The organism is [Flexibacter] sp. ATCC 35208 (assembly GCF_001975825.1).
GTDB lineage: Bacteria > Bacteroidota > Bacteroidia > Chitinophagales > Chitinophagaceae > Chitinophaga.
Map to the genome: position 1 here is coordinate 1 of NZ_MTKN01000107.1, position 11711 is coordinate 11711.

Genomic DNA, 11711 nt, shown 5'->3' on the forward strand with positions numbered 1-11711 from the left:
TTTTCAAACATAAGAACTCATAAATAAATAAAACTCCTGAGAAACGCATAAAATGGGATCTGGCTCCATTCTTATATCCGAATTAAAAGAGGGTGTATCTAACTTATGATGCACCCTCTTTTAATTCGGATACATAATTTGCATTTATGCAGTTCTAAGGAGTTTCATTTTTTCCCCTCTATTCCAGATATCCGGTAAAATAGAATCCCGTATCCTCTACGCTTTTCAACTGTCCCAACGTTCCCTGATAAAAGTCCATGGTGAAATGATCGTTTTCAAGGTGATCAAGTAATGGCGCCATATCTGTATCTATCAATGCCGCATTGCCTGAATATGTCTGTCCTGTAAAGTCAAATACCCCTGTTGTGGTTTTGGTATAAGTATATGGGAACTCAGCCAGGTACAGCCGGTTATTCTGAATCACATATACATCCAGGTATAAAACGCCTGCATCTTTGTCAAAAGTGAAGTACGTATAATACAATGTCAACCCATAATTTCCACTCTTCAATGACGTCGCGATAGACTTCCACATATTTGTAAAATCATCTGACCATCCGGGAATTGCCTGCGGCGGGACTACGATAGAAGTGAAACTTACACCGATCAACTGATGCATGGGTATAATAGAATTATCAGCCACCTGCACATCTACCCGGTTGCCATTTATTTTTACATAAAATACCTGATTATCAGGATCCCAGAATACCTCATTAAAGGTATAGCTGCCATATGTAATTGGTGTTTGCAAATACAAACCATTGGTTGTATAGTAAAATGGGGTTGTGATCAGCTGTACCTTTCCTGCATCATCGAGATAGATTAAAGTAAAGTTTTTCGTAAATGTATTTATGCTCACCTGCAATTTTCGACCATCTGTAAATTGTAAATATTGCCAGGGGAAATCAGCAACGTTATTCTCAATATCTACTAACTGGTTACCAAAAGCGCCGGAGGTATATGCATCGTGTTCTGCCTTTGTCGCCTTTATCAAAATCATTTTGGTACTATAAGTGATCCCCGTGAGTTTGATTGTATCAGCCGATACACTGTCAATGGAATATTCAAAATCTACAGAATATCCCTGACCGGTGACGCCACCATATACATTTGGATCGGGGTCTGCCAGCAGGTGCAGGTAAGTGTAGGTATCAAATAATAGGGAGGGGCGTTGCATGGCTTTTAAACGGTAGGTACTGTTTTCGGGAGTAGCTGCAGCATCTTCCGTGACGTCGCCATACATGGTCACCCTGCCTGCGGTATCGAAAGTAAAGAAGAAACTATACCCGCCGCCGGCTGGTGGAAACACGGCTGTCTTCCATCCATATTCAGCACCTGTTAATCTTGTTTTATAATCTGCCAGCGCTTTTTCCAGTCGCTGATCGGGCGTTTCACCAAAGATAGAGGTCGTTTGATCTTTTCGGCAGCTCAGGAGGCATGCCAGTATCAGTATATATAATATATGTGTACGCATGATTGAGCTGTATTAAAGATTATTGATAGCGTTCTGGGTTCTTGTCTGCAGACTGTAGAAGTCAATATTCCAGCTTTCCTTGAAGTACCGTACCACGATCTCTTCCTTCTGGCGTAATTTGGCGGCGCCGTCATCAGGCGCACTGGCTACGATGGCATCAAAACCACTTTTGCCTTCTACCAGCATTGTCGATACCATTTCAACAAAGTCTTCATCTGGTGCACTACGCGCATACTGGGTCACAAAACCTCTTGCCAGCGCTTCGTCCAATGTATAATCATTCCAGCTGCCGGTATATCCTGTAGAAATGGTTTTGAATTCTACAGGGTACATGATCGTCTGATGCAGGATGTGTGCAAACTCGTGGTGGATGGTGTGCAACATTTCCCGTACACCTGGTTTATTATCAAGGCTGAAATCATTCAACGCAAAGAGTACGACTTTACGGCCCCCTTCTGCAGTACCCAGTGTTACGGTGTTGTTGGTATTGTATTGCGGGCTACCTACCAGAACGAACTGTTTCTGACAATATGTTTTAAAGAAAGCATCACCTGCTTCACCGATGTAAGGAGCGATCCATGTTTTTGCAATGGTTGTCATCACAGGTTCAACCTGCGATTCAGTAACTGGTACAAGGTCCTTGTTCAACGACAATTCATATCGGTCAAACCGGTATTTCACTTCTATATTATACGGATTGACAAAATTGGAATCCAGCCAGTAATCCAGTGGCCCTTTTTCCCAGGTCTCTCCACCGAGTCCCGGCAGGTCTGTATCCAGGGGTTCCTTTTTGGAACAGGCCACCAGCAGCATGATCAGCAATATTGATAAGTATTTCATTTTCAAAATTTTTAATGCGGTTAACGGGGATTTTGTTCAATACCGGAGAGCTTCACTTCCTGTGGTAACTGGAACAATCTACGGAGGTCATCGCCAGTCAGGGTTTCACCACTATGGGATACAGGAATGTGATACCGAAGTATATCGAACCAGCGCATGCCTTCCTGCATAAATTCTGCCTGTTTAAAATCCAGCAGGGTATAAATGAGGCCGGTCTTTACATCGGTAGTGCCATAAAAGTTGGTCAGCTTCGTATTTGTAATACGGTAACTGGTATTGTAACCATCGATACGCATACTGGCGTAGTCATTCAGGTCCTGCTTGGCGGCATCGTAATTACCCAGATAGATGTTCGCTTCTGCTCTGTTGAATAAAACTTCTTCTGCTGTAAAGAGTGGGAAGATGGTATAAGGCACCCCGATATCCGCGTTGGCACTGGAACGTACAAAGTGCTCTCTGAACTTGAGGATCTCCCAGTTGTCAGTATTATCGCCTACATAGTAGAGTGGTTGTACCCAGGTAGCTCCGGTCACGTTTGGATACCGATATAAATTATATACAAGATCCGTTTGCAGTCCGTATCTGTATTGCGCAACATTGCGGGCCCATATAGAAGGAGCTTCTACCAATAGCAGATTCGCAGGCTCGGTAGCGTTCGTATACAAAGCCAGTGCTTCCGCAGCAGTGAGGTTTTGATACACCGTTACCCATTGGCGCAGGTTACTTTTGATATTGCCTCCGGGAAATACATTCGCTGCATAGGTGAGCACTTTCTGATAATCCTTTTTGAATAAATAGAAGCGTGTCGCAAATGCATTCGCGGCCGAAGTGGTGAAGTGATACTTAGGTATTGTGTAGGAGGTATTTTTAATAAGCGGTAACCCGGTAGTCAGGTCTTTTTCGATCTGCTCATAAACATAAGCCACCGTCTTGCGCTCGTATTGTTTGATCACTACATTTTCAGGAGTAGTCACATATGGAATGCCCGGGTCCTGAGCTGCGGTAGCAGCATCATATACTTTGGAAAAGAGAGTTACGAGCATGAAATGTGCATACGCTCTAGCTACCAGTGCTTCGCCTTTTTGTGCATTGTAGTCTGCCGGGTTGTCTGCATTTTCGATTGCCTGTAATGCCTGGTTACAGGCCGCGATGGCTTTATAGCAATTGTTCCAGTAGTAAGTAGGAGACCCCTCTGTTTTATCAATGACGTCCCTGAAATAATAAGGGTTGGTATTGATCTCCAGCGATACGGTACCGCCTGTTCCTTTGTCGGCAGCATTGTCTGATGCGGCTTCTGTAAAGGTGGCATAGTCTCCCTGCGGATACGCCGTACCCAACAGCTCAGCTACTTTATCCACACTGTTCAATTGTGTACGCTGATCTGGTGCCTGCTCCAGGTATTTCTTACAACCGCTGCCTGCCAGTAATATGAATAATAAGATATGATGCTTTTTCATGAATGCGTGTTTTAAAGGGTTACAGACTGGCCTTTACTGAAAGGGTGAACTGACGAGGGATAGGCAATGCCACACCACCTGCATTGAAGAATTCAGGGTCCTGTCCATTCAATCGTTTGTCAGAATATATGAGCCAGAGGTTATTGGCTACCAGGCTCACAGAGAGGTTGTTGAATCCTTTTGGTTTAAAACCATACGTCAGGGATACCTGCTTCAAACGGACAAAGCTACCATCTGCTACGCGTACAGTAGAGTAGTTGTAATTATTATAAGGATACACGCCATCCAGTAGAGATTCCCCATATTTATCGAGTATACTGGGTACATTGGTACGTGCTTCATCACCCGGTAATGTCCATCTGTTGATGAAGTCATTAGAGCTGGCATCGAGATCGGAGTACTGTTGTTTGAAGCCGGGGTTCAGGCGGATCTTATTTCCCGTACTATAAGTAACCAATGTAGAGAGGGAGAAGTTTTTATATCGTAGTGTATTATACCATCCACCGGTGAGTGTAGGATCTACTGGTCCGTCATAATGGAGGTTTTGTACCTTGTCACTTTGTAAATATACATTGTTGCTGGTCTCTCCATTTTCATTTATAAATAATGGTGTACCGTCTTTGGGGTTCAGCCCTGCAAATGGAATGGAATACAGTCCCCTTACAGGGTGACCTTGTGTGGCGCCGCCTTCAGCTACGACCAGGTCCCAGATGATCGGGTTATTGTCCAACCGGGTGATCTTTCCTTTGTTATAGCCAAGGGTGAGTTGTGTGCGTAATCCCCATTCTCTGTCATCAAGGATCTTATAAGCGATGGTTGCTTCCACTCCTTTGGAATGCATATCTCCATAGTTCGCGATTTTGATTTCCTCGCCACCAATACCTGAGGTACGGATAGGGCCGATAAGATCAAATCCTTGTCTTAAATATCCATCCAGTGTCAGGGTTAATTTATCCTGAAACATGCCCAGGTCAATGCCCACATTTGTCTCATATTGCTTTTCCCAGGTGAGTTGGGAGTTCTCTAAACTTTGTATATAAATGACTGATTCTACTTCAGATAGATAAGGTCTGTTCGTACTTCTGTTTTGCAATACGACACTTGAGTTTCTTGCATTTCCCATACTTCCGGTCAGACCATAAGTGGCTCTCAGGGTGAGTCTGTTTATATTATTCAGTGATTGCATGAAATCTTCTGTGTCGAGGTTCCATGATCCGCTCACATTCCATGTAGGCAGCCATCTTGCGGTTCTGGATTCACCTAGCAGATTTGAGCCATCATAGCGTACACTTCCATTGAAATTATATTTACCCTTGTAAGAATAAGCAGCATTTGCGAGATAAGCCAAATAACGATCGTAGTTCATCGTCATGCTGTAGTAGTTGAAATTATTCTCAACATTCTGCTTGATAATGTTTGGATCTATATAAGGCACACCGCCTTTGTCAAACTGGTAACCATATCCATCGAATTGTTTGTTCTGTCTGTTGGCATAGCGCAACTCCTGTGAGCCTAGCAGATTCAGGGTATGTGTATTGTTCCAGGTTTTACTCCATTCTAATGTATTCCTATAATAATAACTTACGAGGTAATCATCATCAGTGGAATAGATACCGCCATAGGGTAAAACGACGATGGCTTCAGCATCGGGGTTATCGGGATCTTTGTAAAGGAATCTGTTTCTATCCCTGATAGTCGCATCGCCTGCAGCTCTGTACGCCATTGGCATATTGGAGTTCTCTTTTACCTTATGTTCCTGGCTACTTTTTACATAGCGAATGTTACCAAGAAAAGTGTATTTCAGATTAGGCAGGATCTTATAAGAAAACTCGCCCTGTAATTTCAAATCCAGCTGGCTCACATCAATGTAATTGTTTGCCATTTCGTTGAGGATATTGAAAGGAGCGAAGTTGCGGGTAAAGTATTCCAGGTGCCCCTGTTCATCGTACGCTGTGAGTGTACGACTGGTATTCAGCGCATAGCTGTATGGGTTGATGTCGAAGTCACGGTCAAACTGCCCGCTTACCGGGTTACTGTTCCGGTTCAGACTACCGGGTACCCGTTGATCACGAATTACGCCCTGGGTTATAAATCCGAAGGAGACCTTGTCATTGAAGTTGTAATTCGCTCTTACATTTCCCGTGAAGCGTTTTAGTTTATCAGCCGGGGTCCAGCCACCATCCTGCAGGAAACTTGTAGATACATAGAGCTGTGACCGGTCCGTACCGGAAGAGATGCTCACGGAATGTTCCTGCATCAATGAATTCTTAAATAGTGTATTGAACCAGTCCGTATTGGCACCGGCATATCTTTGTAGAAATGCCTTGCGGGCTTCTGGAGTATTTGCCAGCCCAAACTGTCCTTTTGTTGCATCGTAGGTATCGATCAGGTTGTACATTTTGGTATATACACCGCCATTTTCCGCGCGGGTGGCATCAGAGTGGTTCAGCCAACCTTTGCGTTCCAGTTCTGTATATACGGACATCTGGTTAGCAGAATTCATGATGTCAAACTGATCATAGGTAGGTTTCAGATAAGTAGAGAAGTTACCTGTGTAGGAGACTACCGGCTTGCCTACACGGCCTTTCTTGGTCGTGATCACGATTACGCCATTCATCGCTCTGGCTCCATAGAGTGCGGTGGCGGCAGCGTCTTTTAATATCTGGAAACTCTCAATATCGTCCGAGTTCAAACCCGCCACAGAAGAGCCGAGTAGGGTAGAGGGGTTCCCGGTGGAGAGTTGTTCGTTGCTTACATTGATCACATCTTCCAGCACTACACCATCCACCACCCACAGGGGTTTATTATCACCAGTGATACTGGTAGCACCACGAATGCGGATTTTGGGTGCGGCACCGAATGTACCAGATACGTTTTGGATACTCACACCGGCCACCTGGCCTTCCAGCATACGGCTTACATCCGCAATACCGGCAAGCCTTACGTCCGATGCTTTCACAGCAGTGGCCGCACCTGTGAAGAGTTTTCTGTCAATGGTCTGGTAACCGGTGACCACTACTTCGCCCAGGTTACTCACGTCTTCTTCCAGTGTTGGATTGATGACCGATTGAGCAGCACGGGTGATCGATTTATACCCTACCATGGAAAAGACGACGGTGGCCCCCGTCTTTACTTTTAGTTTGTAGGTTCCATCAGGGCCGGTCATGGTACCATTCTTTGTGCCTTGCTCTATTACACTGACGCCCGGGGCGGCGGCAGTCACTCCATTCTTGTCGAGTAGCCGGACCACACCGGTAATGACTATATCAGCGGGTTGTTGAAATGCATGCACAGGATTCATGCATATGCTGCACAATAGCAGGCATAGCCATGCAGACTTTGGGTTGAAATTCAGCATAATTACGATTTTGGTTGGGGGACTATTACTACAGTTACATCTTTATTTTGCTACAGTTAAGTTTTGTTATCTTTTAACTAACACTCACTTACACTAAACTTACGGAAAATTTCTTTTCTTTGTGGATCAATTAATAGTGTTTTGCAGAGAAAAGAATTACGTGTCATATTGATCTCCCTGATCGTAAGTTTTATACTTACTGGAACCAAGTTCCTTGCCTGGTTCCTTACGCACTCAGTAGCGATATTGTCAGACGCCCTCGAATCCATTATCAATGTGGTAGCCGGCGCCTTTGCCTGTTACAGTATTTACCTGACCAGCAAGCCGAAAGATGAAAACCACCCCTACGGCCATGGTAAGGTGGAATTCTTCTCCATCGGGTTTGAAGGGGCCATGATTTTTATAGCGGGTTGTTTGATCCTCTTTAAAGCTGCTCAGTTTTTCTTTATTCCCAGTCCGCTGGAAAGTATAGACAAGGGTCTCTGGATCATTGGGGGTACGGCTTTGGGGAATCTTATGTTAGGCGCTTATTTGTTACGCGAAGGGAAGCAGCTGTCGTCTCTCACCATTACCGGTAATGGGTCTCATATCATGACGGATGTGTATAGCAGTGCCGGACTGGTCGTTGCGTTATTGATCATTCACTTTACGGGATGGGTCTGGATAGATCCGCTGGCGTCTGCATTGATGGGGTCTCTTATTTTGCGCCAGGGCTACCGGTTGCTGCGTCAATCCATTTCCGGTCTGATGGATGAAACGGATATGCAGATGGTGGATAAGGTGATCCGGATCTTAGAAGAGCACCGCAGAGACAAGTGGATTGATATACATAATATGCGGGTACAGCAGTATGGGAATAATTATCATATTGATTGCCATTTGACCCTACCGTATTATTTATTATTAAACGATTCGCACGAGGAATTGAAAGCGATAGAAAACCTGGTTAATAATGCATTTACATCAGGAGAAGTAGAGTTCTTTATACATACAGATCCCTGTATTGGCTCCTGTTGTCATTATTGCCATATGGCGAAATGCGCGGTGAGGCAGCATGAATTTACGGGTACAATACCATGGACGAGGGAAAATGTATTACCGAATAGAAAACACGGAGAAGAATAAAACTGGGAGCTGGTCAGGTAATACGCCAGACCAGCTCCGCAAAAAAAAGCTTATGCCTTTCGGCATAAGCTTTTTTTTTGCGTTATTAATTTTGTACTATTCTTCTCCTTCCGTCTCACCATCACCTGCTCCTAAAATCGCAGCTACTGGTTTCACAGCATGGTATATATTCCTATTATACTTATTCCCTAATATAATAATCGTAGACGTATCTTTCACAATCCTGTAAAACACCGTATTATTCCCGTGCCACCAGCCATTGTGATATACAATTTCAGAACTATCGGGGTACACCATCAATCTCCATCCCAATCCATAATTCCGTACACCCGGTTTCTCATGGCTATAAGGAGTATATGCGATTTTCAACCATTCCGGCGTAAACAGCTTGCCGTTATATAACCCCTGATCCCATTTCAGCATATCCTGGGCGGTGCTATATATCCCTTTATCACCTACCACACCATCAAAATTGGTATCGGGTTCTGCCTGCCCATTGTATTTATGACTGATGGTCTGGTGTGCCCTTACAGGGGTAGCCGGATCATATACAAACGTATTATTCATGCCCAGTGGGTCAAAGAAGGTCTTTTGTAAGAAATCCGCATATTTCTGCCCGGTTACCTTTTCAATGATGGATGCCAGGAGCATAAAATTGGTATTACAATATTGGAAATGCGTATCAGGGAGGTGCTGAATCTTTGGTTTATGTTGTTCCATCAGGCGGATCACATCGTCATTGGTCATAAACCGCTTCTTATCCGGCCAGATGCTGTCACAGAAATACAGGTAATTTGGTAACCCGCTCCTGTGGGACAATAACATACGGACAGTAATTCCCTTATATGGAAAACCGGGGAAGAACTTCTGGAGGGTATCTTCCAGGCTCAGCTTCTGCTGTTCTGCCAGGTATAACGTAGCCATCCCGGTAAATGTCTTGGACACAGAGGCCATCTGGAACGAAGAACTCTCCCCGATGAGGGAGTTTTTCGTTCTAAAGTTCTCCAGGCCATGATATTTCTCGAAGATAATCACCCCTTTCTTGGCTACAATCATAGATCCATTGAAGCCGGAGCGCAATAAATTAGTATTGTAAAAAGTTTCCAATTCCTGTTGTTGCACCTTGGTGCGGGGGGAATTGAGTACAGCTGCTCTCGCCTCATCAGTGATCTCAATCTGCGTAGTATCCTTTGTTCTCGATTTTCTATCCTTATTATACGCCGCATTGCTTTGACAAGCGGTAACAGCGTATAACGTAAACCCGGAGATAGTTAGTGCAATAAAAGCTGCTTTCATTCTGCTGTTAAGAGTCGATCTGTGACAAATATTTCGTAAAAGCCTTAAAATTAGGACCTAAAGCTAAGTTGGGCAAAAATTTCAATACCAAATTGGTCATTTTAAAGGTATTTTAAGATTTATACCCCGAAAATGGCAAAATAAAGCCCAAAAACTGGCTTAATTTTGACGAAATCAAATTTGAAGCGACTGCTATTTGATTTTTGCGCAACATCTTTTAGGTTTGTGCTTTGTTTGCCGTAATAACAAACATTAAGCCAATTGTTTTGCAGTTGGTAACATATAAAATAGAATCATGGATCAGCAAAAGTTGACTAGTTATCCGAAGGAGAAGATCAATATTTTATTGTTGGAAAACATCAGCGATGCCGCCGCGGCACAATTTACATCAGCTGGTTATACCAATGTAAAAAGGTTATCGGGAGCGCTGAGCGAAGAAGATCTGATTCGTGAGGTAAAAGACGTGCATCTGCTGGGCATCCGCTCAAAGACGCAGGTGACACGCAAGGTACTGGAGGCAGCTCATAAACTGCAGGGCATCGGTTGTTTTTGTATAGGTACCAACCAGGTAGACCTGAAAAGTGCCCGTGAGTTTGGGGTAGCCGTTTTCAATGCACCTTATTCCAATACCCGTTCTGTGGCTGAGCTTGTAATTGGTCTGTCCATTATGCTCATCCGCCGTATTCCGGACAAAAATGCCGCTGCGCATGAAGGTACCTGGATGAAAGAAGCCAAAGGCAGCTTCGAACTGAGAGGTAAAAGCCTGGGTATAGTAGGTTATGGTAATATCGGTAGCCAGGTGAGCGTACTCGCTGAGGCAATGGGTATGAACGTACTTTACTATGATGTGGAAACCAAACTACCATTGGGTAATGCGGTACAAATCCGCTCCCTGGATGAGCTGTTTGCGCAGTCAGATATAATCTCCCTGCATGTACCGTCTACCAAGACGACCAATAATATGATCACGGCCGAGGTGCTTAGCCATGCAAAACCGGGAGCTATCTTCATCAACTATGCACGTGGTGAAGTGGTAGACCTGGAAGCACTGAGAGATGCCCTGCTGGAAAAACGCCTGAGTGGTGCTGCCATCGACGTATTCCCGGTAGAACCTGAAAAAAACGGTGCTGCATTTTCTACACCGCTGCAGAAACTGAGCAATGTGATCCTCACGCCTCACATCGGTGGTAGCACTGAAGAAGCGCAGCACAATATTGGTCTGGATGTTAGCAGTAAAATGCTGAATTACCTCGAGAAAGGTGCGAGCTTCGGTTCTCATACTATTCCGGCGATGAGCGTTCCGGAAGTAGATCATACACATCGTATTTTGCATATTCACCAGAATGTTCCGGGGGTGTTATCTGAAATCAATACTGTGCTTTCTCAGAATAAGATTAATATCCTGGGGCAGTATTTGAAAACGAATGATACGGTTGGTTACGTTGTATTGGATGTGGATAGTGGGTTATCCAAAGAAGCGTTTGTATTGCTGCGTGATGTGAAGAATACAATTAAGGCCAGATTGCTTTATTAATTGGAGTAATAAATATGGTAAAATACCCCGCAGCCTGCTGCGGGGTATTTTTTTTTGCTTAAACAAGGAAGGCGCCCCGGTGGGTATCCCGGGACGCCTTAAAGCCTATTTTATTTCTACTTTACACTTCTCTTATCTTATTACGGTCACTTCGCCTTTCACCACATTTGATGGTCCACCCAGTATCTTCTTATAGCTCAGCATCCACACATAAGTTCCTACATCCACCAGTGTTCCTTTGTATCGACCATCCCATCCGGTCTTGGAATCTTTACTGATGAAGATCTGTTCACCCCAACGGTTGTAGATACGCAGATCGTAGTCATACATCGTTCCGGTTACATGTGGTTTGAAGGTATCATTGTTTCCGTCGCCGTTCGGTGTGAACGCATTCGGGAAGTCTGGTTTACCCTCACAAGCTTTATAAGTTACCGTGATATCATCGGTTACGGTACCGCAATCATTATAAACAGTCACAGTATAGTATCCGGTCGTAGTCACTACATACGTTGAAGTAGTAGCGCCATCCTGCCACTTGATGCTGTTGCCGGTACCGGCATCTACACTCAGTGTCAGTGTCTGACCGATACAGATGGTGGTATCATTACCCAGAGAAATATCTCCGAT

8 protein-coding genes are annotated in these 11711 nt (G+C 44.3%); 2 read left to right on the forward strand and 6 right to left on the reverse strand.

Translation table 11 applies throughout. The features are described from left to right. Nucleotides 1–178: 178 nt before the first annotated feature. Genes BW716_RS33165 through BW716_RS33180 form a run of 4 tightly spaced genes read right to left on the reverse strand, consistent with a single transcriptional unit; the run spans nt 179 to nt 7129 of the window. Nucleotides 179–1474 carry a DUF4302 domain-containing protein gene (locus tag BW716_RS33165; protein WP_083730354.1) on the reverse strand — a complete coding sequence of 432 codons (1296 nt, stop codon included), beginning with the start codon at nt 1472–1474 and terminating at the stop codon, nt 179–181. A gap of 12 nt (nt 1475–1486) precedes the next feature. Then, nucleotides 1487–2314, reverse strand: a complete 828-nt coding sequence (locus BW716_RS33170) for a putative zinc-binding metallopeptidase (RefSeq protein ID WP_083730355.1) — start codon at nt 2312–2314, stop codon at nt 1487–1489. Between the two features lie 20 nt (nt 2315–2334). Further along, on the reverse strand, nt 2335–3771 hold the full coding sequence (locus BW716_RS33175) for a RagB/SusD family nutrient uptake outer membrane protein (protein WP_083730356.1): 1437 nt from the start codon (nt 3769–3771) through the stop codon (nt 2335–2337). 19 nt (nt 3772–3790) lie between these two features. Further along, nucleotides 3791–7129: a SusC/RagA family TonB-linked outer membrane protein gene (locus BW716_RS33180; RefSeq protein WP_083730357.1), complete on the reverse strand. Its 3339-nt coding sequence runs from the start codon at nt 7127–7129 to the stop codon at nt 3791–3793. A gap of 141 nt (nt 7130–7270) precedes the next feature. On the opposite strand from BW716_RS33180, the gene BW716_RS33185 reads away from it, so the two are divergent. After that, nucleotides 7271–8254, forward strand: coding sequence for a cation diffusion facilitator family transporter (locus tag BW716_RS33185; RefSeq protein ID WP_083730358.1), 984 nt, complete (start codon nt 7271–7273; stop codon nt 8252–8254). Between the two features lie 96 nt (nt 8255–8350). On the opposite strand, the gene BW716_RS33190 is transcribed toward BW716_RS33185, so the two are convergent. Next, the gene (locus BW716_RS33190) at nt 8351–9550 is read right to left on the reverse strand and encodes a serine hydrolase (RefSeq protein WP_083730359.1); all 1200 of its coding nucleotides are present in this window, start codon (nt 9548–9550) and stop codon (nt 8351–8353) included. Between the two features lie 295 nt (nt 9551–9845). Between BW716_RS33190 and serA the strand changes: the two genes are divergently transcribed. Further along, nucleotides 9846–11084: a phosphoglycerate dehydrogenase gene (gene serA / locus BW716_RS33195; protein ID WP_083730360.1), complete on the forward strand. Its 1239-nt coding sequence runs from the start codon at nt 9846–9848 to the stop codon at nt 11082–11084. A 132-nt stretch (nt 11085–11216) separates the two neighbouring features. On the opposite strand, the gene BW716_RS33200 is transcribed toward serA, so the two are convergent. Beyond that, nucleotides 11217–11711, reverse strand: a 495-nt coding sequence (locus BW716_RS33200; RefSeq protein ID WP_179091381.1) for a gliding motility-associated C-terminal domain-containing protein, incomplete at its 5' end; no start/stop codon positions are given.

Bases quoted from the DNA above. Each gene is read 5' to 3' on its own strand.
- BW716_RS33190 (WP_083730359.1), bottom strand. From the start codon at position 9,550: ATGAAAGCAGCTTTTATTGCACTAACTATCTCCGGGTTTACGTTATAC.
- BW716_RS33175 (WP_083730356.1), bottom strand. From the start codon at position 3,771: ATGAAAAAGCATCATATCTTATTATTCATATTACTGGCAGGCAGCGGT.
- BW716_RS33170 (WP_083730355.1), bottom strand. From the start codon at position 2,314: ATGAAATACTTATCAATATTGCTGATCATGCTGCTGGTGGCCTGTTCC.
- BW716_RS33180 (WP_083730357.1), bottom strand. From the start codon at position 7,129: ATGCTGAATTTCAACCCAAAGTCTGCATGGCTATGCCTGCTATTGTGC.
- serA (WP_083730360.1), top strand. From the start codon at position 9,846: ATGGATCAGCAAAAGTTGACTAGTTATCCGAAGGAGAAGATCAATATT.
- BW716_RS33165 (WP_083730354.1), bottom strand. From the start codon at position 1,474: ATGCGTACACATATATTATATATACTGATACTGGCATGCCTCCTGAGC.